Source organism: Acidobacteriota bacterium (assembly GCA_040754075.1).
Classification (GTDB): domain Bacteria; phylum Acidobacteriota; class Blastocatellia; order UBA7656; family UBA7656; genus JBFMDH01.
Genome location: JBFMDH010000003.1, coordinates 190,019 through 213,668, shown reverse-complemented (window position 1 = coordinate 213,668; position 23,650 = coordinate 190,019). Strand labels below are relative to the sequence as shown.

The window sequence follows — 23,650 nt, the reverse complement described above, 5'->3', positions numbered from 1 at the left end:
ATCTGTTCGCAATAATGAACCGCACTTATTCCCAACAGTGCTTGATTTATTAGTTGACGTCCACCCTTCTGAAAAACTCAGACTACTTTGACCGACAAGTTAGAACTGGCGATTGATTCATAACTTCAATCTTTGAATCATTCTTCGGCTTATCAAAACAGGTTTCGCGGTTTCTAAACAGTGGACGTCCGCTCTCAAATTTTCATCAAGAGGTTGGGGAACCAGTGTTGGATAGCTTGGCGTCTTGGGATGCTTTATTTGAAGCCAAATTTAAAGAGCTTAGTTTATCTGCGCGACAAACGGCAGGCGCGTTGTTGACTATAACGCCGAGCCGTGCTGAGTGGGAAGATTTCATTCTTTCTATTAAAACAGAGTGGCGTTACTGGCAAGCTGATCTGCGCTACCCTCATTGTCTAGTTGCTTTGTTTGGCGGGCTAGCCTTTTATGAATACAACGAAAGAAATTTTTGGAGGCCGTTTGCCGCTGCCGTTGGCTGTCCACCTCTTGCAGCTAAGCAACAACAAGATATTAATCGCTATTTCGCCGACGCAGCACAAAATTTAGGCTTAAAGATTCTCAAAAGAGAAACTTCTATGGACTATGTAGGATCTGCCGTTTTTTACATAGGAATTCCGCTTTCGTTGTGGGACGATTTCTTAAAAATTTGTGCGTGGGCTTTGTTGCATGATGAATGGCGTGATTTTTCGGAAACACAGTGGAAAGAAGCTATCGAAAGGCGAGCGGGAGGGCGCACAAGATTGAAGAATTTTTTATTAGCCAACCGCGAAGCCGCTTCTGGTTTTATTCAAGAACTTCTCGACGCTCGTGCCGTTCTTAGCGAGAACGAAAAGCAGACCATAGAAAGAAAACAAGCAAGTTTGCTACGTGCAGAATATTTTGAAGAAGTACCTGAAACCGCAGAGTTTTTGCGTCCGAGCAACCCAGAATCACTTTTTAAGAATCGAGCGTCTTTGGTTTGGCAAGAAGACCCTTGCAGAATCCGGTTAGATTTACCCGGTGTGGAGCGCGCCAAATTACCTGCAGATTGGAAGATTGCGAATCTTAAGCAAGTTGCCAGCGCCAACTCAAATAGTTTGAATTTAAATGCTGCCGCCTTTACGAAGAAACTCTTCCTTACGCTCAATAATCAAACACTGAGCGAAAGGCAAATGTTGCGGGGGCTTGCGCCTTATGGGCTATTTGACATAGTCAAAAACAAATTCGTCAATCCTGAAAGACAGGAGTTGCCAATCAGCAGCTATATTTTAATTGCTGAGCAACCATTAACTGAATTCAAACGAGAAGGATTTGATGAGGAAGAAAATCCCCTAAATGAAAAGTATGAACTTGAAGATGGCACATTTTGTTATGTAACCAAACTATTCCCTATTGGTAAAATCCCGCAAATCTGTTTTACAAGTCGAGATGGTTTACACCAAATTCGTTTTCGCAATAGTGCGCGCATCGATGCACGTTTCTACTTTGGCGAAGGCGCACAGATGGCAAATTTCTCACATGAATCTGAGGTGACTAGAATCGCACACCTGCCTATCGTGTGTGTAGTTATTCCCCAAGGTTTTTCTGATAACAATCTTTCTCTGCTAGAAAGAGAATTCAAAGTCAGTATTGATGAGTCTAATGAGTATGAATTATATGGCTTATGGAAAAAGCGATACGAAGACAATGAGCGCGAGATATATTTTTGGATTTGGGACGAAGAGGCTGTTCGCCTGAAACGCAAACCGCTTAGAAGTTCTGATGGAATCAATCCATTTGCAGAACTGGGAGCATACTTAGCACCTCCTGATCTGACTGGCAATCGCAAAAGCATTTATCTGACTTCTTCCAAATTGGGCCTCAAGTTTCAAAAGGAAATTGAAGTGGTTAAGCCGATTCCCAAACTGGAAAAGTTTTGGAAAAATTTGCCCGGCAAAATGCTTCCTTTTTTCTTACTGTGCCAATCAGTTGAAGGGCTGAAATGGGAAGACATGATATTGGCTAAAGAGATTCTTGCGCCAAACTCTCAACGATTCTCAGTGGCTTTGCTACGCAAGTATGAATCTTACGGATTGCTTATACAACGCGGTCAGAAATGGCAAATTGCTGAATCACTCGCTGTTATAGATACAGCCAACGAATGTCATTTAAGTTTCTGTGGCGACCCATCTTTGCTTTGGGGCTTATATAGGGAGATTTCTAAAGAAAACCCAGGATTACTTGAGCGACAAACTATTTTTAGATTTGAGAACGGCAAACATATTCCTCAATATGGGTTGCCTGTTATTGAGGTAGTAGCCGAGCCTCGTTGTTTGCCTTATTTCTATATGGCTTGGCAAAAAGACCTGAAAAAACTTATACGAACATATCTGCAAAAAAAAGGAGTTCGCATTGTTGATGATTTATGGAATGCCGAACCCTAATTGCTGTGGTCGATGAAAAGAAAAATTGGAGAGAGCGTATGAAATCATTAACAGATCGTTTCGAGCAGGAAGTTTTCAATCCGTATTTGGATTTACTCAAATCTGAATATCGTTTCCACCCGCAATTTGCCTACGCTGAAAGAACTTGGCATGAAAAACTCACGATGGCGGAATTGGTTCACGGTGCATTTCTGGAAAAATCGCAGATGTATAAAATAGGTGTAAGCTTAGAAAATCTGCCACTGCATGAGAAAACCAAAGCAACTATCCATGAAAGATTGAAAGGGCGCAATCTTTATCAACATCAAACAGACGCTTTACAATTGATTTTGAATGGGCAGAATGCGGTCATCGCCACTGGCACAAGCAGTGGCAAGACGCTCTGTTATCAAATCCCGATTCTTGATGATTTGTTACATGATTCGTCGCCCGGATTACGTGCCATCATTATCTATCCGCTTAATGCTCTGGTTAATGACCAACTCGAAGAATGGGAAACTATGTTGAAGAAGCACCAGCATATTACTTTTGCACGATTCACAGGACAAACTCCAAATAATCAGCAAGATTATGAATCACGTTTAAAGCAAACTTTTGAAACACAACTCCGCGAACAAGGGTTGATGCAAAACGAATTGCAACGTGAAGTAAATCGCAAACTGAACGAACAGTTAAGAAATGATCCGTCCAATCGCCTCAATCATCGGGATGACATTCGCGCCAATCCGCCACATATTCTCATCACCAATTTTTCAATGCTCGAATACTTGATGGAACGTCCTGTTGATGCCCCGATATTTGAAAACGCAAGGCTCAGGTTTTTAGTTTTGGATGAAGTCCACGCCTATCGCGGCGTGCAGGCAACAGAGATTGCTTTCTTGGTTCGACGACTCAAAGACAGACTAGGGTTAGAGCAATTGTCTTGCATCGCCACATCAGCAACGCTTGGCAATCCGAACGAGGAAGACAGCAAACGCAGAGTTCGTGCCTTCGCGTCTGCACTGTTTGGCGAAGAATTTATTGAACCGAATCCGATTTACGGCACACCTGCGCCGCCACTCCTTTTGCAACCATCAGTTTGTCCGACTCCCGGACAGTACATAAAAGCAGCAGAAATCTTGCAACAAAATAAAGAAGCCGATGTGCGAACAGTTTTATCGCACAATCACGTGGCAAAAACTTTGGCAGATTTATTCAACTACGACGAGAACCTCTATCGCTTGCGCGCAGAAATTTTAACCAAACCGACTCTGTTGAAAGACGCAGCAAAGAGTTTATGGGGAGGGAACAAACAGGCGGAAGATGGGCTACAAGCATTGTTGGAAATCGTCGCTGCTGCCAAACAGGATGACGCACACGAAGATTTGCTGCCTACTCGTTTACATTATTTCGTGCGAGCGCAAGATGGCTTACACGTTTGTTTGCACCGAAATTGTCCGGGGCGCTCAAGCAACGATAAACCTGCCTTTTTCGTTTCGCGCAAGAGCGACGACAGCGACATCCCCGAAGGTCTATGCCCGAAATGTTATCCTGCACAAAGATCGCAACTCGTTGAAGTCGTTTCTTGTCGCAAATGCGGTTACTTGTTTGGCGCATTGCAGGATTTAGGGCCGCGTCGCGCTCAAAACCCTGACAACGACGAGCAAATACAAAAGCCTGCCTTCGACTCTTTTAGTACAGAGCTTGGTTGGGCATCAGATTCGTTTTGGTCTTACTTTAGCGTTGAGGATGATTTGCCTTATCCCATACAGGCAAAGGCTGATGAAGAAGACGAAGAACAGGACAAATTGTTAGTTAATCCTGCTTCGCTGGAGTGGTGCGTTGTATGTGGCAAGAAAAGCGATTCGGGTGAAGGAGACAATTGCAGTTGCGAAGCCCCACACTTGCGACCAATCAAAATTTTTCATCGGCAATGTGCAGCAGAGAGATTTCAAGACATCTACAGCCAACAGAAAAAACTTTTAGCTGCATGCCCCAATTGCGGAGCGCGTAACGGATCAGGCATAGAGCCTGTGCGTCGTTTTCAAGAATCCGACGATGAGACAGGCTTGGCGATGGCAATTCCTTTGTCGCATTTCCAAGTCAGTCAACCAAAAACCAAAGGCAAGCCGCCACGCAAATTGCTTTGTTTTACTGACCATCGCCAACGTGCAGCCGCTTTTCCGTCACTATTAGAGGAAGAAACTTTCGCACACGATATGGGGCGCAAGATCGTAAAACTTATTCATAATAGAAATGAGCCTCTGACAGTGAGTGATCTTGGAGAGTTGCTTGCAGAGATTGCGGAAGAGCGCAATTCGGATATTCACGATCCCGAATTCTTTCTGCCTGTATCGCGTTATACGGATGAAAACCCAAGCGCAAAAGAGAAAGGCAATCTTTGGATCGCGGAAACCCTCAGCTATTTCGGCATTCTTGATTCAGCCCGCGAATCAGCGGAAGATTTAGGATTGGTTGCAATCAAATACGAAGTCAAAGAAACCGAGATGAAAGCGTTTCAATCACTCTTACCTGAGCTTTCATTGGTCGAAGCAAAAGCGGTTTTACAAACCTTGCTTGGTTTTATGCGTCAACGTAAAGCATTTACTTTGCCTAATGGTGTCGCGCATGATGCGCCAGCATTCGGGCGAGTGACTGCTGACATCAGTTACGCGCTTCGTCGTGAGGGTCAAAAAATCACCAACGGCTGGCTACCGCTTCTTAAGAAAGATGGTAGCTACAATGACAATTTTATCACAGACTATTTGCGTCGATTATTTGGTCAATCAGATGCAGAAACGCTCAAATTAGCTGAAGAGGTTTGGACTTTTTTAACTAAGCACGACCTTTTGATTATCAACAAAAAAGGTACTGGTAGGTATCGGCTTGACCACGAGCGATTAGCTGTTGTGAAAAATACAGCGCGGTATATTTGCAATCGTTGCGGTATGGTGACAGCTTACGCCGCTAAACAGTGTTGTCCCCGCAAAGCCTGTAGCGGGAAATTAGAAGAACGACCATTCGATGCAACTCAAGCCAATATCATCGCTCGTTGGGTGGCAGGCACTGGCGAACCCCAGTTTACAACTTTGAAATCTGAAGAACACACAGCACAAATCAACAAAGACCTTGCCAAGAAGATTGAAGATGATTTCCGTGCTGAGGGAGTAAACCTTTTGAGCAGCACGACGACTTTTGAGATGGGCATTAATATCGGTGATTTGCAAAAAGTCTTATTGCGAAACGCGCCGCCTTCAAGCGCAAGTTATGTGCAGAGAGTTGGGCGAGCGGGACGCGGACAAGATAAGAATGCTGTGTGCGTCACACTCTGCCGGCGTTCAAAGTATGATGCAGATATGTGGCGTGAGCCTCAGCGTCTGATGTCTGGCGAAGTTCGCACGCCAACCGTTTTTATAGAAAATCGTGTCATAGCGCAAAGACATTTCAACGCTGTTGTTTTTGCGCGTTTCTTGCGCGTCAAAATTCTTAACGAAAAGGCTCTTCGTGATGTCAAACAAAAAATCCGTTTGGCAGCTTTTTTGCCAACCGATTCCCGCGTGGGCATTCCACAAGATTGGTTGCAGCTTTATCCGTCGGATTTGCATTTAGATTTTATTGCTTGGCTCGAAACGCAAAGCGTTGCCGACATTTTTTGCTCACCAGCCGGACAGTCTTTGCTTGGAGCGATTGATGGTTTTGAGTTGGGCAAAGAAAAGTCGAAAGAAACCTATAAAGAAGTTTTAAGCAACATTGCAGATGAGCTATCTGAATTGATGAGCGAGCGCAAGAAATTTTTTAATGAGGGTAAAGAGACAGGCGACATTGATCGCTCTGTAAAGAATTTGCTTGATAGCGATATTGTCGCAGTTATGGCAAAACGCGGTTTCTTGCCACGCTATGCTTTTCCGTTGGACACTGTCACTTTGGAAACGGGTTGGAGTCGATGGTCGAGTGACAGCGACGTTGAACTCAATCGGGATAGAGCCATTGCTATTTCAGAGTTCGCTCCGGGGGCGCAAGTGATTGCTCACAAAAAGGTCTTCACCAGTTCAGGCTTATATGTCGTCAGTCGCACAGACAAACCAGAGCGTTGGTGGTACTCAAAATGCCCTGAGTGTTTACAAATTCGTACCTCACGAACACAAGACCCTTTGATAACAAGTTGTGAGGTTTGCGGACGCTCTATTACAACACAACACATCAAACCTTTCGTTGAGCCAGCAACCTTCAGTGTGCGAATTGAAAAAAGCAATGTTAATGCAGCAAGACATCGGCGAGCTTCGTTAGTTCGACAAAGGCAATCGCTGACACATTTCATTGATTCAGTAAATGATGATGAGTTTGAAGACAGAGGGGCATTTAAAATTGCGTTAAAAACTTCAGGCAGTCTGTTTCGATACAACTTAGGTCCACAAAATAAAGGCTTCATGCTCTGCGCGCATTGCGGATGCAGCGAGCCGTTACACTTCTTTAAAGCTGGCAAGAAGCATAGAAAGTTACGCCCAATGCAAGGCAGTTTAGATTGTTCAAATGAAACTCCATGGACGAAGCCTTTGGCTTATGGTCATCAATTCCAAAGCTTTTGTTTGATTGCGCGTCCGATTGAACCCAAACCGCCAATTGAGTCTTTAGCTTATGCTTTGCAAAAAGGCTTATGTGAGATGCTCGAAATCGAAACATCAGATATTGGTGTTGCTTGGCGTTGGTTGGCAAATCGCAATATTGCTGATGCGAAAGCAGAGATAATACTTTTCGACAACACTCCAGGCGGCGCAGGGTTTGTTAAAGAAGGCTTTGATAACTGGCAGCAAACCGTAGCGTCTGCACAGAAGGTTTGTGAGAAATGTAAATGCGAAGTTGCTTGTTATGATTGTCTGAAAAACTTTAGCAATCAGACTCATCACGACAAGTTGAGTCGTCATCGTGTAATAGAATTTTTTGAATAAGTCACAAATGAATTGTCCAACCGATCTCAAAGTACGAGCGTTTCGGCATTGGTCTTCCATCACCCGGACGCGACCTATTTTTCCGTAGGGGTTCAGGAGACAGCGGAAGCCTCGGCAGATTAGCTTCGTCCAATAATTTGTGTTCATTGGTGTATCCAGGATTTGAAAAGTTCAGTATAGTTAAGCATCACGACTGAAATGAGGGGTGTTTTTCAGTACCATGGCGTTGCCATAATCAATCTGTTTGTGAGGGTGTATTGGCGATGAAAAACCTCTCCTACTCAAAAATCTGGCTGTTCATCTTTTTGATCGCGTTTTCTCCGACCGGCATCTTTGGACAGGATGTCCTGGAGGTTACGCCGAACTTTACACCGTCGCCGCGCGGCGCGGTCGACTGGTTTTACACGCGGCCGAACTTTTACGACACCAAGTTACCCCCGGAGCAGAAAGCCTTGCTCGCCCCCCTGCCCGAAGATCAAACGGCACACGAATCGTTCCTGAAGCAGAAAAATACCGGTATCGCCCGTCTGCAACCTCAAGGACGATATGCGATAACCGGTCGCACAGTTTCGGTTCATGAGACGGTAAAGATGCGGCTTCCCATACTCGGCGGCGCAGCCTACTACTCGTTCACCGAAAAAACCAATAAACTCGGGCCGTGGTCTGATCTGTACCTGGCAAATAATCGTTTCTATGCCGCGGTCACCGGTAAAACAATGGGGGTTTTAAGCGACCAGGATAATGTGGCGCTCGGCAATGACGGTCATGGCTTATACACGGTACGTTCGCGCTACGCCGTCGGAGCATTAACCCAACTTGGAGATATTCCGCTCGCGTCGGTTACGCTAAGCACTCCAGGTGTGGTTTTTTTGACTAAACTTTCACCTCCTAAAAATTATGTCGGCTTCGTGCAATTAACTGAGGACCTCGCTCAAGGCTTGACGGTCGGCGATTTCACTTACCGTTTTGTCAGCGAGGTCAAGCCAGATACAACCTACCTCTTTCGCTCAATCCTCTACAAAAGAGATGGCGCTGTGGTTGAGCCGAATGAACCGTATCACCGATTTAAACGCCTCTATAATCTGGCATATGATGGGTCGGATGTGCTGGTGGCATTTCGCGTCATTCGCATTCATGAGAACGGCAGCGTCACGATTTTATGGAAGAAGCTACAGAGCTTCGGCGCTTCAACCATTAAAGGCAACGCTCAAAAATATACCTACAATGACATCAAGCAATTGCTCAAGCAACAACTCATCAAAGGGATGACAATTACCGAGGTTATCGCTTTTCTTGATGTGAATAAGATTGAACACCTTGACTATGTCGAGACCTCTGAGGTGCGCAACAATCGGTCGGAAAACAGCGGCATAATCGATGCCAGCATTCCTGAAATCGAGCGCATCATAGATGCAAGGTTTGAACTTCGCATCCGGTTTTCGTTTAATGAAAAACGGCAATTAGTCAGTTGGACAATGAAAAAAATCAGAATGTAGGAACTCCGCAAAATTTCTAAAGAAATTTGTGCCTGTTCATCCGACAATGAAAATGATTATGCAGTTGCCGGGTTTTACGGTCTGTTGATTGAGGTGCCGCTCCGTGTATCAATTTAGATAATCGTCCGTTGAAAAGACAGGTAGGATGGTTGAATTGCGTACAGCACAATCATCAACCATCCTTTCGCCAACCAAAATTTTCTGCATTGATTAAGCGGTAATTTCTCCGGCGCAGCCCGGATGCCCGCATTCGCAAGCCATACTTGTGGTATTTGCGGCTTCAGCGGTTTCGCATTGTACGCTGCAATATTTTGAACTTTCGTCTACCGCGCAATTACAATTTTCATGAGCGCAAGTGTTGTCAACATCTGCCATATTGAGACTCCTTCAAGGTAAATTTCATCAAAAGCTTTTATGCAACAATCAAACCATCCGTTTTACGGTTTGCTTATCACAAGGCTGCGGTCATAATCATCAGGCAATGAAAGCTTCAGGATTTACCCCGACTCAACAAAGAGGCGCATTAATCGTGCTTGCTATGCTTATCGTTTTGCTTGGCTATCGCGCCTGTTAAACCGTGATGAATTTCGCAAGGCAACGGGTGAGTGATTGCATCTTACGTTCAGAGAAGTTGTTGAATCAGGTGACAAATGATTTTTAAAATCAAAAGCGGTCAGAGATCAACCAATGAAATCTCTGACCGCTTTTACAATAATGTTGACTAAAAAATCGTTCGGATTATTGCGCGCGCGAACTGCTTTTTGCTGTGCGAATGACCATTTCGGTTCCCACGCCTAAAACCAAATCCTTGCTGCCCTCGATAGCAACCGTTGCAACGCCTGCGCCGCCACCAAGCACTGCGCCTAAAATCGCGCCTTTGATGCCACCGGCAATACCGCCAATGACTGCGCCGGCTGCCGCGCCGATGCCGCCGCGTTTTTGCGAATCCGACGTGCGACTGCCGGATTGAATGTTACCCTCTTCATCAATGGTTTTGACGCTGTCGGATTCGACGATGCGTTCGATGTCTGCGGTCAAGGGTCCTTTTCTGCCGTCTTCGAGGGAAATCGAATCAAAGGTCAAACTCATTTCGGTTTTGCCGCTCACTCTGCCGGATTTGTTGATGCTGGAAACATGCCCTTCAACCACCGCATTGGCATAGGTGTCAGGCGAAGTGACGGTGGCGGTAAAGCGGTCGCCGACGCGCGCCGTCTTGGTGCTGATTTCCGATGTGAGTTGCAAGCGCAACTTGGTATCGACCGGAATATTGACCGACATGGCATTGCGGCTCGAAGAGGTATCGCGGCGCGTCTGTGGTTGCGCCGGTTGCACCGGTTGGGTTGGCTCAGGCTCGCGCGGTCTTTCCGTTTCACGCGGCGCGGCGGCGCGGGCAATCGCTTCGCCATTGACCGGAACTTCCGCATTGCGCAGGCGACCGAAATAACCATCGGTGTAGCCGAGTTCATAGCCTAAATCGTAACCTTGACGATACTCATCGGAATCTGCGAGTTGCGGGTCATAGAGCCGCTCGCGGCGTTGATAGGCATCCGAGTTTTTATAATCGCGCGGATACTTGGCGCGCCAGTCCTGACCGCCCTGCCCGAATCCATCCGAATAACCGCTGGTATAACCTTTGGCGTAAGGCGTTGCCGGAGCCGCAGGTTTGGTTGCGGTTTTTTGTGCGGTCGCGCTTTTCGCGGTTGTTGAAGTTTTCTTTGTTGTGGTTGTCGTCTTTTTTTGCGCAAAGGCGGCAAACCCATTTCCAAGTCCGACAGTTAAAGCCAAAATTGCTACGATAAACGAACGAAATCTAACTCTCTTGTCCATCTCTACCTCTTTTCCTCTATTGTTTAGAATATTAAGACAGGCCAGACACCCCACGTTTTTCTTACCACCTGTTCAAGAAACTACAGTCTAGCATTGTTTATTTTCTTCGTCATCGCCAGCCGGTGCCAATTTCACTGGCTACAACTAACCAGAATGGGTAGCACCAAACTGCTATAACGAAAAATCAGTGAGGATGAAAAATTTAGCGGGGCGGCGTGGCAAGCCCTCGTTTATAGGCGTAGAGAATCAACTCCACGCGGTCGGAAACTTCCAGTTTGGAAAAAATCGAAGTGATGTGATGGCGCACCGTCCATTCGCTGATAAATAATTTATCAGCGATTTCCTTATTCTTTAACCCCTGCCCGATATGCTCCAGCACTTCGCGTTCGCGCTCGGTCAGCGTGGCGATTTTGGCTTCTTCCGGGTCAACCTTTTTGGCTTTCCCGGCGGCAGACATTTGATTGAGTACCTTTGCCATCAAGGTCGGGTCAAGCCACGCTTCACCGGCATTGACGCGCTCGATAGCGCCGACCAGCACCTCAAAAGCGCGGTCTTTTTGCACGATGCCCATTGCGCCGAGGCTGATGGCTTGTTGATGAACCGCCTGGTCGCGCACGCCCGTCAGCACGACAATGCGCGCTTGAGTTGCGAGGTTGAGCAGTTCAGGAATGAGGTCTAAACCGTTTTCGCCGCCAAGGTCAATATCGAGCAAAATAATGTCGGGCTGTTCGCCTTCGGCAATAGCAAATGCTTCCTGACGATTGCCAGCTTCGCCGACCATCGTCAAACTTTCCTGACTTTCAATGAGTATTTTGAGCGCCGTGCGAATCACCACATGGTCATCAATGAGTAAAATACGGATCGCTTGTTTTGAAGTGTTACTCATAACGATAAGAAGCGTCGGCGCAACGATTGTAATTCAACAGTTCTTTTTCAAACAATCATAAACTGCGGTCACGGAAAATAACATTTTGATAAATATTCGCAGCAAACCTTTTTGAAGGGAAATTAGCGATTTTTTGATTTACGTTCTTCAAAGACATCAGATTTATTTTTTGCCCTTCTTTTCGCTCTTTCGTCCTTCATTGCACGAAGAATAGTTTCTTTATTTTCGATGATTTGCCGCCAGAGTTCATAGTGTTTATGTTGCAGACCGATGGTTTCATATCCATCCCATCTTTCACCATTCGAGTTCATACCCGATATTGCAATTCGTAAATGCCCATCAGGTAATATGCTCCCGAAAACCGGATAGTAACCAATTCCCTCAATAATCCATGTGTAATTATTTTCCATGACCACCAATTCTATTAAAGTTCTGTAAGTTGCGTTGACTCGAATTGTGATTTAAAAATCAATTGACCTTGATTAATGAACTAATAGAAAAACCAGAATTGCCAATGGCGGTTTGAGCATAGCAAAACCGCCATTAATTGAAAACTGACGCGCTGGACAATGATTTCACCGCGCTGCTAAAATCAGCGGCTTTGAATACGAGTGAGACACCTGAGCATGGCGTAGCAGATTCGCCGGACTCGCCCGCAACCAGGGCGCTGAACGAAGTGACCAGTCCCGAACGGGTCGAACGCCGAATCTGGCGCAATACGTTTGCGATTATTATTCTGGCAATCATCTTCGCAAGCCTATTTGCCAACCTCAAATTCACGCTCAGCTTGTTCGTCGGTAGCGCGCTCAGTCTGGTCAATTTCAAATGGCTGCACGCCTCCATCAAAGATGTGCTGACGGCAAGCGATGGCAAACGACCTCCCGGCACGATGCTTCTGTTCATCGTTCGCTGGATTTTGGTTGGCGCGGTGGTTTACGGGCTGCACCTGACCGGTTATTTTGACATCGTCGCCATGCTTGCGGGACTTTTTGCTCCCGCGCTTGCCGTGATGATTGAAGCTGGTTACGTTACCTATAAGACGATCACTCAACCCGGAGAGCATAATTAAATGACAGCAATTTTACTTGCATTATTACAAGGCGACCACGGTGGCGGCGAATCGGGCGGCGATCACGGCCCGCCTCCGTTTATCATCGAACAAATCAACCACCTGCTGGGCGGCAAAGTTCCCGAACACATTATCGCAACCGTGCTGCTGTTTCTGATTGTCATTGTCCTGGTGCTGTTGCTGCGCGGCAAACTCTCTGTGGATAAACCATCCAAAGGGCAACAACTGCTTGAAGTCGCCGTCGAACAGGTGCGCGGCATGCTTGATGGCGTCGTTGGTCCTTACGGACGGCGCTATTTGCCGGTCGTCGGTTCATTCGCGCTGTTTATTTTAATCGCCAACCTCATGGGACTGGTTCCGGGGCTTACAGCGCCAACCGATAATATCAACGTCACGGGGGCGCTTGGCGTCTGTTCATTTTTGTATTACATGGCGATGGGCTTCAAACAGCAAGGCATTAAATATTTGAAGCATTTCACCGGTGGGCTGACATCGGGACCGCTGGTCATCATCGGGGTTTTGATTTTCTTTGTCGAATTGTTATCCAATAGCGTGCGACCGGTGACGCTGGCACTGCGTTTGTTCGTCAATATGTTTGCCGACCATCAGATTGCCGTATCCTTTTTGAACCTCGCGCCGCCATTGGTGCCGATGTTTACCACCGTGCTTGGCATATTCGTCGCCTTCGTGCAGACCTTTATTTTCATCATGCTGTCGATGGTCTATCTATCGGAAACCGTGCCGCACGAAGAACACGACCACGAAGAATCCGGTCACGGCGAAGCCGCCGCTGCGCATTAATATTTAACTGATGAAGTATGAAGTATGAACGATGAACTGAAATCTTAAACTTCATCGTTCAAAAAGTGGGAGAGAAGAAAGAAGCTCTTTTATAAGCAGTTCAATGAGGCACTTGGTTGTCGGAGCCTTGCCAACAGCTAGGGGGAAAGGCAAGTGAATACCAGACGAGTGGAAATAATCCCTGAGTTTTCTCAACGCTCTCCTTTGGCATTAACCCGAACAACCGAAAGCGGAAGTTCGCAACCTGTAGTCATTTTATAAATTTCATTCTTTACCGGCTACCGGCTACCGACGACCGACGAGTGTTGTTCACAACCTCTGGAGGAAAGCTCAATGGTTAAAGCAAGATTATTTTTCATGGCGCTCTTTGTTATGTTGATTGCGGTTGCCACCGCGTCCGCGCAAGACACTCATACTGCCGCGACCGGCAGCCAGTTCTGGGTGATTCCCAATTGGCCCGGATTTGCCGTGGCGCTTGCCGCTATCGGTGGCGCGCTCGCAGACGGAAAAGCGATTGCCGCCGCTTGCGAAGGCACTGCCCGCAACCCCGGCGCTGGTGGACGTATCTTCACCATGTTGATTCTGGGTCTGGCGCTGATTGAAACCCTCGTGCTCTTTACGTTCCTGACGCTGTTTATCGCCAAGTAATGAATGAGCCAGACAAGCTAAAAAGGGGAGGCAATCGCGCCTCCCTTTTTTATTTGGTGATGCCGTTGACTTGACATCAATGAATAGCGACAATCGAATATCCGATACCTTCGTTAAACACATGAAATCAGATTCGGGTGGAAACCATGAGCAAAGATTATATAGAAAAACGTAAAGGCGGATACTGGGTTAAAGATAGCCGCATTTCACTTGATTCAATTGTTTATGCTTTTAAAGCAGGCGCTTCACCTGAAACCATAAAACACAAATTTCCTTTGTTAAGGCTCGAAGAAATCTACGGCGCAATAACTTTCTATCTCGCAAATGAGAAAAAAGTCGATGACTACCTTGAAGAAGCCAATACCCAACTCGAATCAACAGCCGCAGCCCGTCGAAAGCAAATACAAAAAGCGAAACCAGAGTTGATAAAACGGCTGAAAAGCGCCAAGCAGGAGAGCGAGGTCACAAGGTAATGAAAATCCGCTTCCAAGCCGATGCAGACCTGAATGAAGAAATCGTTTCAGGACTCATACGACAGGAATCTACTGTGGATTTTCAAACCGCTAGCGAAGCGAAACTGCGCGGTTTGGCTGATGAAGAAGTTTTGCAAATCGCTATGCGAGACAAGCGAATTTTAGTTACTCATGACCGCCGAACCATGCCCGGTCATTTTGCAAAATTTATTGCGAATGAGGATAGTCCCGGGGTTTTTATCATCTCGCAAAGAGAAAGCGTGCGGTCGGCAATTAACGAATTGCTTTTGGTATGGACGGCATCAGAAATGGAAGACCGGACAAATTTAATCGTTGACCTACCACTTTAATTTTTTGGAGACCTTGATATGCAATCATTCAAAGAAAGTGTGCTTGAACTCATCACCCAGACATCAACCAATTTACCGCCCGATGTTCGACAGGCGATGGCGGCTGCGCTCAACACGGAAGACGCCGCAACCCGCGCCGGTACGGCTTTAAATGTTATCGCCAGCAACATCGATATGGCTTGCGAAGCGGAAGGTCCCATCTGTCAGGATACCGGCTTTCCGACCTTCAAAATCAAAACGCCTGTGGGCGCTAATCAAATCGTCATGCGCCGCGAAATTTATCAGGCAATTGACGACGCAACCAAAACCGGGAAACTTCGCCCCAATTCAGTCGATTCCATCACTGGCGCAAATTCCGGCAACAACCTCGGACCCGGCACCCCTGCCATCTATTTCGATCAGTGGGAAAACGAAGATGAAATCGAAATCAAACTCTTGCTGAAAGGTGGCGGTTGCGAAAACACCAACGCGCAATACGCCTTGCCGATGGAACTCCCGCAACTCGGTCGCGCCGGTCGTGACCTCGATGGTGTTCGCAAATGTATTCTGCATGCCATCTGGGCAGCCCAGGGCAAAGGCTGTAGCGCCGGTGCCGTAGGCGTTTGCATCGGCGGCGACCGTGCCAGCAGTTATTCATTCGCCAAAGAACAACTCTTTCGCACCTTGGACGACACCAACCCGAATGCGAAACTTGCAGCCCTCGAAGATTACATCATGCAAGCCGCCAATACTCTGGGTATCGGCACGATGGGATTTTCCGGCGGCACCACGCTCATCGGTTGCAAAGTTGGCGCGCTCAATCGCCTGCCCGCGAGTTTCTTCGTTTCAGTAGCTTATGATTGCTGGGCGTTCAGACGGCTCGGCGTGGTGCTTGATGCCAAAACCGGCGCAATCAAACGCTGGCTCTATCGCGATGACCAAGTTGCGCCGCAACCGATGGCAGCCGGCGCGGGCTTTACCTTGACCGGGAATGAAAAATATCTCACCGCACCGATAACCGAAGCCCAGGTGCGCGAGCTTAAAGTCGGGGATGTGGTGTTGATTTCCGGCGAAATGTTTACCGGGCGCGACGCCGTACATTCTTACTTGATGAAACATGACGCGCCCTATGATTTGCAAGGTTCTGTGCTTTATCATTGCGGACCCGTCGTCTTGAAAAATAACGGGCATTACAAAATCACTGCCGCAGGCCCGACGACCAGCATTCGCGAAGAGCCGTATCAAGCCGACATCATCAAACGTTACGGGGTGCGCGCCGTCATCGGCAAAGGCGGAATGGGCAAAAAGACGCTCAATGGGCTGAAAGAATCGGGCGCGGTTTATCTGAATGCCATCGGCGGCGCAGCGCAATATTATTCGCGTTGTATTGAAGAAGTGGTTGATGTCGAATTGCTTGATTTCGGCATTCCTGAAGCGATGTGGCATCTGCGCGTCAAAGATTTTCCGGCAATCGTGACGATGGATGCGCATGGCAATTCTCTGCACGCCGATGTCGAACAATCATCTGCATTGATGCTCGCGAAACTTGCCGACCCGGTGTTTTAAAAGGAGCAACGCCATGTCACAACCCAAAGGAAAATTATTTCGCGAAGAACTACTTGACATTCTTCGCGAAGCATCCAGCCGCGACCCGATTTTTGAGGCGATTCAGCAAGGGCAACTGAGTCGCGAGGCGCTCAAGCTCTGGATGTTGCAGGCGTCACTCATCGTCGAACCGTTTACGCGGTTCGTGAGCGGCATTCATGCCAATTGCCCGCATCGCGACGCGCAGGCTTTGCTTGCGGAAAATCTCTGGGAAGAACATGGCAAAGGTAAAATCGAACGCGACCATTACCGATTGATTCAACGCCTGGCGAAAAGTCTCGGCGCAACTGATGAAGAACTCCATTCGGTTGCGCCGCTTCCTGAAACCACTGCCTATGTGAATTTTTGTTTGCGCATCACTCACGACCAGTCGTTCGTCGAAGGCATGACAGCAATCGGTGTCGGTATCGAATATTCGATTCCGCAATTTTTCGCAATGTTCGCCCGGTCTTTGCAAACCAACTACGGTTTATCGAAAAACGATGTGGAATATCTGCTCATTCACATTGGCGAAGATGAAGACCACGCCGAACGCGCGCTCGCGATTATCGAAAAATTTGCCGACACCCGCGAGGCGCAGGAAAAAGCCAAAGCCGCACTTCGCGAAATGCTGGGCGTCAAAGGCGATTTTTCCAGAGCGCTTTACCAGATGTGCCTGAATGCCAGCTAATCGTTTCGCGAAACATGGCGTTGGTTGAGCAAGTGGTCTGAAGACTGCGACCTCTGTTAAGAGCGAAAGATAAAATAGACCGCGCCGAGCAGACAAAGCCCTGCCCACAGGTAATCGAGTTTCAACGGTTGCTGCATATAAAAAATCGCAAATGGCGCAAACACGCAAAGCGTGATGACCTCTTGCATAATTTTCAGTTTCGGGACGCTCAGTTCGGTTGCGCCGATGCGGTTTGCCGGAACCTGTAAAAGATACTCAAACAGCGCAATGCCCCAACTGAGCAGCGCGGCGACGTACCATTTTCGGTTGTTTAAATTTTTGAGATGCCCATACCAGGCGAAGGTCATAAAGATGTTGGATAAAGTCAATAAACCAACCGTTCGGAAAATTGTGAACATGTTCTCCTCTTCAAGAGTGGCAAAATAAAATCTATCTAACGCCTTTTGCGAAATTTTGTTTTACATTTTTGGTAAGCCAGTAATGAACCGCCATGAAGTTAAAAAATCAATCCCTGCGAATCCCATCGCGACTTTGGAATTGATTGAGGGAGCCGATTTCTATTTTGAAGGTCGGTTTATGATTTTTACAAGCGCCTATCTGTTAAAGCGCGGTTCTTGCTGTGATGCAAACTGCCGTCATTGCCCGTATCAAGTAAAAAGTAAAAAGTAAAAAGGCAAAAGTGAGTTTCAATTTTCACTTTTGCCTTCTTGATTGTTGTTTTGGAAATCGGTTTGGCGCAATGAACTAAACAGCTTTCCTGACTTTTTACTTTTGCCTTTTTACTTTTTACTTTTTACTTCCCAGCACGCCTTTGATTTTTCTCACCACGCGATAGGAATTAAATTTTATTTCGTCGCGCCAGCGCGATTCATTAAAAGGCTTGGGGTTCAAACCACGTTTTCGCAAATAGGCATTCGTGGTGTAGATGAGGTTGCGCCGGTCGGATGCCGGATTGCGAAAGGTAATGCTGAATGAAACCGATACCGCATCGCCGTTTTGCACCCAGTGCGGCGCAGTCACCGGAACGTGCAAACCCATTCCGGGCGTTAAATGATATTCTTTCGCCTTCGCTTGATACTCGTCTTTGTAAACCAAATTGCGATGCCCGCCCGATAAATATTGTTCGAGTTCCTGTTCGCTGAGCACCGCGCGATCCGCAGGGTTCCACACACTCATGGTTTTATTGCCGCGAATTTGTAAAAGAAAATTATATTCGGGGTCGATATGATAAGGCGTTACTGAACCGGGCGAGGTGATAAAAATAAAGCCTTCGCGTTTGCGCATCCCCGGCGCTAAGGGTTCTGAAAACGGTTTGATTTCATCAAGACAATCATCCAGAAGCTTTTTATATTCGGGGGCGGTTTCGACATATTTCAAGACCAGCCATGACCTACAGGCTTCGATGCGGCGAATAGTCTCTTCCACTGAAAGTCCGTTTTGGGGTGTCAGTGTGGGGTCTTGATTGATTGGAATCGTACCGGTGTTATATTCAACAAATTCAGCGGGCAGTTGTTTGGCTAATTCAATCAATCGCGGCAGTTCAAACAATTGCTGCCCGGTTAAATAGTGACGGATGAAAAATGACTGGCGATTAAAATTTTCGCGAAACTCGGCTTGGTTAATCTCCAGCAAGTTACGGTTCGTCGTTGATGGATTCGCGGAAGCGTTTGTCATTGCCTTTCCCATTACCAATTGTGCGCTCATCTTAACTCCTCTTCTTTATCCCTTTCAATTTGCGACTGAGCCAGCGCAAAAGCGGGAGCGTTGAAACCAATAAATCGGCAGAGCCTTTGCCGGTCGAAACCAGCAATGTTGTAATGTTGCGGCGCGACGTCCACAACCGGTTAATCATAAAATGCTCTGCCACGGCGCAGGAATCCATCCACTCTCTTTCAGGCATCGCTTCTAAGCGACGCATATTTTCCATCTCTAATAACACACCCGGCGAAAAGCGCGAATAGTGCTCATCAAAAGCGATTTTAAAAGCGAATGAACCGCGACCCGACAGGAAATTACATTTCATCGCAATCGCTTTGCCGCCCAGTCGCAAAGCCAGCATCATCAATCGCCCGTTGGCAAAGGCGTTTTTCACTACCTTTTCAAAAAACCTTTTTTGTTCAACGTCTGCGGCAAAAGCCGTGCCTTCCTGCCCTTTCCAGCCCATCGCTTCAAGGGTTAAAAATTCCTGAATCCAGGCATCCACCTCGTCTTCAAATTCAAGCGCGACGAATTCAACCGCGCCTTCTTCTGCCAGGCGATTTAGTTTCCTGCGCAACTCTTTTTTATGTCGCCCCGAAATGCCTTCGACCACCGATGGTTCGCTGGTATGCGGTTTGAACATGGCGCGATTGTAACTGTCGGAAGAAAATGTCAAACAACCGCGATTATTCAATTCATCAATCAATAATCGGTAAAACAGACCGTCACCGGCTACCGAATAAAATTCCATTAATTTTGCAGGCGCGGCAGGAGATTTAAGCCAATCGAAAAATGTCGCTAAACAACGGTGCGCGAATTCCGTGTGAATTAACGGCGTGCATAAAAAACCATGAAGGCTTTTCCAGAAACGAAACGTGGCAAGCGGAAATATTTTGTAGTTTCGCAACCGTTCAAGCGGAAACAACCCGCATAAAATCTTTTCTCCAAATGGGTGCAACGGGTCGGTTGCGTAAATTAAAACAACATATAAATCCGTTTCTTTGCCTAAGACTTCAATTGCCGGCACAAGCATCCACGATTCATAAAACGCATTCGGTTCGATGACAGTGGCGGCGAGTTTTTTCCAGGCGTCGAGATGCGGTTTTAACTCATCAACCGTTCGCGCCACCACAACCGTCATTTTATTTTCGCTTGGTGTTAAAGGCGTTGAGGTTGGTGCGGTTTCCGATAAAGCTTTTTGGCGCACAAGGTTTTGAGTTGCTAAGGCAACCGGGCTTGCGTTATCTGGTTCCATCTGGGTAAAGCGCACGCTCATTATTCATCCTGAAAAGCAGCAATCAAATTGCCTACTGGTGTTCGGTTCAACCCTCTAAGGTTCATTTGCCCGAATAGAGTTTTTCAAATTTTTCAATCATAGCGCGAAGGCTGTAATTTTCGCTCGCGCGTCTGGCATTTGCGCCCATCTTTGAGGCAAGGTCTGAATCACTCAAAATTTCACAAAGCGCGTCGGCAAAAGCCTGAGAATTTTTCGGCGGCACCAGGCGTCCGGTTTCACCATCTTTAACAACCATCGGCAAATCGCCAACGGCTGTCGCCACCACAGGCTTTCCGGCTGCCATTGCTTCGAGCACGGCAATCGGCAAACCTTCGCGGTCTGATGAGAGCGCAAAAACATCGGCTGCCGCCAGAATGCGCGGCACATCGCGGCGCACACCGAGCATCTGCACACTAGCGGTTAAATGCAATTCATTAATTTTTTCTTCGATGATTTTCTGTTCAGTGCCATCGCCGACAATCAGCAGTTGCGCATTCGATAGGCGACGAACAACTTCGGCGAAAGCTGCAAGCAGCAACAGGTGATTCTTTTCAGGGAACAACCGGGCGATGATGGCAATGATTTTAGCGTCGGCATTCAATCCCAGCGCCTGTCGCGCTTGTTTTTTTTCTTCCGCATAGATTGCCGGGTCAACGCCGGCGCGCACGATTTCCAGTTTGCGAGGATGAATGCCCACCTGCTCTTTTAAAACCGTCAGTCCGTCATTGCCGATAGCCATGACTTTGTCACAAAAGAAGGATAGAAATTTCAATGCCAGGCGGAATTTTTTGCTTTTCAAATATTCAATGGAATGTTCCATGTGAACGATGCGCGCACCCGTGAGTTTCGCGCCGATGACACTGTAAAACAGTTGATTGAAATGATGCGTGTGAATGACGCGAATCCGTTGAGATTTGAGCAGACGATACATTCGCCACATCAAGGCGAAATCCAACCCGTTGCGTCGATTCATTACAAAATAGGGAATCGCTTTTCTGCGAATTTCCGGTTCCAGCGCGCCGCCTTTATCAATGGCGCAAAGCGAACTGCTGAACCGTTCGGCATTCAAATTGGCAGCCACCGTGTAGGCGTACATTTCCGAACCACCGGCAACCAGCGACCAGACGACCTGCATGACGGCAAGCGGCGTTTTCGTAGCGACACAGGCGGCAACCAGTTCATCGCTCAAATTCATTTCATTTTCACTGAGTGTGTTCACAGTTTGCTCTCTTGCCTGATGGAAATTGCGGGGATATAAGGAAACCCTCAAGCAAGCTCTTTAGAAGATAAATGAAAATTCTCGGTGAATTCCAGAGCTAAATGCGGCCATTGACTGCCGCTCAACATTAAATTGGGAAACATTAAATTGGCGCGGAAAAGATTGCGGGTATATTCGGTTTCCACATGAACGCGCGGCATCGCATAACGATTGTAGTTTTTTTGCAGGACGACGCCTTCTTCATAAGAGACGGCAAAACGAAAACCGTGATGAGCGGCGGCTTCCTGCGCCAGTTTGCTGAATTTGGTTTTACGTCCGACCGGATAAGCCATCACCAGGGCTTCTTTGCCAACCTGTTGCTCGATGGTTTTTTTGCTTTCTGAAATTTCCCAGTTCAATCGTTCTTCGCTAACGTTAGCCAGGATTGGATGAGTCACCGTATGTGAGCCGAATTCAATGCGATTTGCAGCCATTTCACGCACCTCTTCCCAGGCGAGACACACGCCCTGACCAACTTCATTCGATAAATCGACTTCAAGTTCTGCGGGCAATTTTTCAACAAACCGGCGGCTCACATCGTCCGGGACATGTTTAATCCATCCGAGAATCAATTGAATGATGAAGGCTTTATCGCGGCTATCAATCAATCTCATTTTTTGATGCGAAATGTCGTGAAAGATTTTTTCTTTGAGCGGCGTATGTTTAATGCAATAAGAGACCATGTCCCACCAGAATAATTTTGCTGAGCCGATGTGGCCGGTGACCAGAAAAATGGTTGCCGGTAAATTGAGCTGTTTGAGAATCGGATAAGCGTGGGTGTAATTATCGCGATAGCCGTCATCGAAAGTAATAATCAATCCGCGACGCGGAAACGGGCGACCTTTTCGTTCGCACTCATCTAAATCAGCAAACGAGATGACCTCAAAATTACGCTGAACAAATTTCATCTGCTGATAAAACGCCTCGGTGCAGGCGCTGATCACCGCTTCATCAAATGGAAATTCACTATCTGTAGAATCAAAGATGCGATGATAAGCCAGAATGCGCAAACCGTTTCTCAAGGGCGTCGCCACACGCCACAAGCCGCGCACCAACGGGTTATCTAAAATTTTTGCCGCTACTTCTCGTTTGCTCATAACTAAACTTCGCGCGATTACAGAGCCGCCTTATTTCGTAAACCGCGTTTGAAATTTTTTAAGCCATTCAGCATTTTTGTCGTTGCCCGGTAAACCCGCTCTTTGGCTTGCGATTGCGCAAGGCGCACTTGCAGAAGTGGGCGCGTCTGAGGTCGCCATTTGAATTTATAACTGCCTTCCGGGCTTTTCAAAAAATCATACTCCCAAAGCCCGCTTCGCATGGCGTCTTCAATCGCCAAGCCCTGCAATAAAATGCCAGGGCTATGTAAACCGCTCGCTGCGATATTGACGCCGCTTTGGTAGTAATACACTTTGCGGTTGTAAAAAAAGTTATAAATTGCCGCAAAAGGTTCACCGTTTTTAAGCGCGACATATAACCGCAGCCAACCTTGTTCAATTGCTTGTTCAGCAAATCGTTGATGAAATTCCACAAAGCGTGGACTGGCAAAAACCCCTGACTCGGCTTTCGATTCCCAGCGACTTTGATGCAACTCGATGAGCGTTGCAAACCCTTCGGCAAAGCCTTCGCCTGTGTCAATGATGCGAAACTCTCCGCCAAAATCCGAAAAGACCTGACGATCCTGACGAATGCGCCTGCGAAAATGGCTGCCGACATTTTGCACAATGGATTCCCAACTTTGATTGAGCGGCAGGTAAACGGCAATGGCTTCACCTACGGTTTGCACCGGCATCCGGTATTGCTCGCAAAGTTTTTCAAGGATTGGCAGGTTGATTGATTCGCCGGAAATATCGGTCAGCAGAATTTCATCCCAATCGCTGCTGTTTTGATTGAGATAAGTGACTATCGCCGTTAAAGCATCGGTTTCGCGTCCGCGCACACAGATGAAATCGAGATAGTCCGAGCAAATTTCGTCCGCTTCATCTTCGCCCGAAGCGAGGAATTCAAGGCGTTGATAGGGAAGCACACCTAAGTGTTGAACCGCGCGTTTCAGCAGTGGCGCAATGCCGATGATGGCTTCTCCATCACGCGCCAGCAGAATGTATAACCCGCGATTTTCTTTAAAGGTTTGCCACCAGCAGGAGAGCCATTCAAAGGTGAGGGTCAGCGTGTTGCTCGCGCTCGCTTCCAGAATTTGATTCCAGATCGGCGCGAGTTGTTGAAATGCGGTATCGGTGTTAATCCTCTCTACTCGTATCATTGCTCAATCACT

20 protein-coding genes are annotated in these 23,650 nt (G+C 47.2%); 11 read left to right on the top strand and 9 right to left on the bottom strand.

What is annotated here, in order from left to right; all coding sequences use genetic code 11:
- Nucleotides 1-227: 227 nt before the first annotated feature.
- The 3 genes from AB1757_04715 to AB1757_04705 all read left to right on the top strand — a co-directional run bounded on the left by AB1757_04715 (nt 228) and on the right by AB1757_04705 (nt 8,841).
- Nucleotides 228-2,420 carry a hypothetical protein gene (locus tag AB1757_04715; GenBank protein ID MEW6126345.1) on the top strand — a complete coding sequence of 731 codons (2,193 nt, stop codon included), beginning with the start codon at nt 228-230 and terminating at the stop codon, nt 2,418-2,420.
- 38 nt (nt 2,421-2,458) lie between these two features.
- A complete protein-coding gene (locus tag AB1757_04710; protein ID MEW6126344.1) occupies nt 2,459-7,345 on the top strand; it encodes a DEAD/DEAH box helicase in 4,887 nt (1,628 codons plus the stop codon).
- Between the two features lie 263 nt (nt 7,346-7,608).
- Nucleotides 7,609-8,841 carry a hypothetical protein gene (locus AB1757_04705; protein MEW6126343.1) on the top strand — a complete coding sequence of 411 codons (1,233 nt, stop codon included), beginning with the start codon at nt 7,609-7,611 and terminating at the stop codon, nt 8,839-8,841.
- Nucleotides 8,842-9,579: 738 nt separating this feature from the next.
- On the opposite strand, the gene AB1757_04700 is transcribed toward AB1757_04705, so the two are convergent.
- The 3 genes from AB1757_04700 to AB1757_04690 form a co-directional block, all read right to left on the bottom strand.
- The gene (locus AB1757_04700) at nt 9,580-10,668 is read right to left on the bottom strand and encodes a hypothetical protein (GenBank protein ID MEW6126342.1); all 1,089 of its coding nucleotides are present in this window, start codon (nt 10,666-10,668) and stop codon (nt 9,580-9,582) included.
- Between the two features lie 202 nt (nt 10,669-10,870).
- Entirely contained in the window at nt 10,871-11,554 is a 684-nt protein-coding gene (locus tag AB1757_04695) for a response regulator transcription factor (GenBank protein ID MEW6126341.1), read from the bottom strand.
- A gap of 122 nt (nt 11,555-11,676) precedes the next feature.
- On the bottom strand, nt 11,677-11,964 hold the full coding sequence (locus tag AB1757_04690) for a hypothetical protein (GenBank protein MEW6126340.1): 288 nt from the start codon (nt 11,962-11,964) through the stop codon (nt 11,677-11,679).
- Between the two features lie 191 nt (nt 11,965-12,155).
- Between AB1757_04690 and AB1757_04685 the strand changes: the two genes are divergently transcribed.
- The 7 genes from AB1757_04685 to AB1757_04655 all read left to right on the top strand — a co-directional run bounded on the left by AB1757_04685 (nt 12,156) and on the right by AB1757_04655 (nt 17,149).
- The gene (locus AB1757_04685; protein ID MEW6126339.1) at nt 12,156-12,623 is read left to right on the top strand and encodes an ATP synthase subunit I; all 468 of its coding nucleotides are present in this window, start codon (nt 12,156-12,158) and stop codon (nt 12,621-12,623) included.
- Complete coding sequence (gene atpB, locus AB1757_04680) at nt 12,624-13,424, top strand: F0F1 ATP synthase subunit A (protein ID MEW6126338.1); 801 nt, start codon at nt 12,624-12,626, stop codon at nt 13,422-13,424.
- A 333-nt stretch (nt 13,425-13,757) separates the two neighbouring features.
- Entirely contained in the window at nt 13,758-14,072 is a 315-nt protein-coding gene (locus AB1757_04675) for an ATP synthase F0 subunit C (GenBank protein MEW6126337.1), read from the top strand.
- A gap of 146 nt (nt 14,073-14,218) precedes the next feature.
- Nucleotides 14,219-14,545: a DUF433 domain-containing protein gene (locus tag AB1757_04670; GenBank protein MEW6126336.1), complete on the top strand. Its 327-nt coding sequence runs from the start codon at nt 14,219-14,221 to the stop codon at nt 14,543-14,545.
- Nucleotides 14,545-14,895 (top strand): DUF5615 family PIN-like protein, encoded by a 351-nt coding sequence (locus tag AB1757_04665; GenBank protein MEW6126335.1) that lies wholly within the window; start codon nt 14,545-14,547, stop codon nt 14,893-14,895. The genes AB1757_04670 and AB1757_04665 overlap by 1 nt, the downstream gene beginning before the upstream one ends.
- 18 nt (nt 14,896-14,913) lie before the next feature.
- Nucleotides 14,914-16,440, top strand: coding sequence for a FumA C-terminus/TtdB family hydratase beta subunit (locus tag AB1757_04660; GenBank protein MEW6126334.1), 1,527 nt, complete (start codon nt 14,914-14,916; stop codon nt 16,438-16,440).
- A gap of 13 nt (nt 16,441-16,453) precedes the next feature.
- Nucleotides 16,454-17,149 (top strand): iron-containing redox enzyme family protein, encoded by a 696-nt coding sequence (locus tag AB1757_04655; protein ID MEW6126333.1) that lies wholly within the window; start codon nt 16,454-16,456, stop codon nt 17,147-17,149.
- Nucleotides 17,150-17,205: 56 nt separating this feature from the next.
- On the opposite strand, the gene AB1757_04650 is transcribed toward AB1757_04655, so the two are convergent.
- Nucleotides 17,206-17,547, bottom strand: coding sequence for a DMT family protein (locus AB1757_04650; GenBank protein ID MEW6126332.1), 342 nt, complete (start codon nt 17,545-17,547; stop codon nt 17,206-17,208).
- An 82-nt stretch (nt 17,548-17,629) separates the two neighbouring features.
- On the opposite strand from AB1757_04650, the gene AB1757_04645 reads away from it, so the two are divergent.
- On the top strand, nt 17,630-17,818 hold the full coding sequence (locus AB1757_04645; protein MEW6126331.1) for a DUF5522 domain-containing protein: 189 nt from the start codon (nt 17,630-17,632) through the stop codon (nt 17,816-17,818).
- A gap of 117 nt (nt 17,819-17,935) precedes the next feature.
- Here the strand turns inward: AB1757_04645 and AB1757_04640 are convergent, their stop codons facing one another.
- The 5 genes from AB1757_04640 to AB1757_04620 all read right to left on the bottom strand — a co-directional run bounded on the left by AB1757_04640 (nt 17,936) and on the right by AB1757_04620 (nt 23,638).
- Nucleotides 17,936-18,853 carry a cupin-like domain-containing protein gene (locus AB1757_04640; protein MEW6126330.1) on the bottom strand — a complete coding sequence of 306 codons (918 nt, stop codon included), beginning with the start codon at nt 18,851-18,853 and terminating at the stop codon, nt 17,936-17,938.
- 1 nt (nt 18,854) lies between these two features.
- Nucleotides 18,855-20,123: a GNAT family N-acetyltransferase gene (locus AB1757_04635; GenBank protein MEW6126329.1), complete on the bottom strand. Its 1,269-nt coding sequence runs from the start codon at nt 20,121-20,123 to the stop codon at nt 18,855-18,857.
- Between the two features lie 61 nt (nt 20,124-20,184).
- Entirely contained in the window at nt 20,185-21,342 is a 1,158-nt protein-coding gene (locus AB1757_04630) for a glycosyltransferase (GenBank protein MEW6126328.1), read from the bottom strand.
- Between the two features lie 47 nt (nt 21,343-21,389).
- Nucleotides 21,390-22,478, bottom strand: a complete 1,089-nt coding sequence (locus tag AB1757_04625; GenBank protein ID MEW6126327.1) for a polysaccharide deacetylase family protein — start codon at nt 22,476-22,478, stop codon at nt 21,390-21,392.
- Between the two features lie 17 nt (nt 22,479-22,495).
- Nucleotides 22,496-23,638 carry a GNAT family N-acetyltransferase gene (locus AB1757_04620; protein MEW6126326.1) on the bottom strand — a complete coding sequence of 381 codons (1,143 nt, stop codon included), beginning with the start codon at nt 23,636-23,638 and terminating at the stop codon, nt 22,496-22,498.
- Between the last annotated feature and the right edge of the window lie 12 nt (nt 23,639-23,650).